Below are 499 nucleotides of genomic sequence, written 5' to 3' on the forward strand. Positions count from 1 at the left end.
GGTCGACGCCGGTACGGCGGCCGCGACCTGTTCGGCCAGCGCGGCGAACTCCGGGGACAGCGCCCGGGCGGCGTCGCGCATCCCCGGACGCAGCCGGGCCGCGCGGTCGGCGCCGCTTTCCGCCCGCGGCGGGACACCGCCGTCGTTGTTTTCCCGCAGTGCCGCGAGCAGTTGGGGCACGACGGCGGCGCTGTCACCGACCAGCGGAACGTCGGCCGCGATGTTCTTGGCCATCTGGCCGGGCAGGATGTCCACGCGGATCACCGTGCCGCTCGGCTGCAGCTGGTTGAACCACAGTTCGGCCTCGCCGACCTTGGAACCGATGACCAGCAGGACGTCGGCCTCCTCGCAGAGCTGCTGCGCGGCGGGCAGCCGGATGTCCGAGCCCAACGAGAGCGGATGCGATTCGGGGATGGCGCCCTTGCCGTTGAGCGTGGTCACCACGGGGGCGTCCAGCGCTTCGGCCAGCTGCAGCAGCTGCCCGCCGGCCCGCAGCGAA

1 pseudogene is annotated in these 499 nt (G+C 73.1%); it reads right to left on the reverse strand.

The annotated features are described in order from the left end of the window. Positions 1 to 499 (reverse strand): annotated as a pseudogene (locus tag AC5RV2_RS18930) (thiamine pyrophosphate-binding protein); the annotation flags it as partial.

The sequence above is a fragment of the Arthrobacter sp. Y3225116 genome (genome assembly GCF_059091245.1).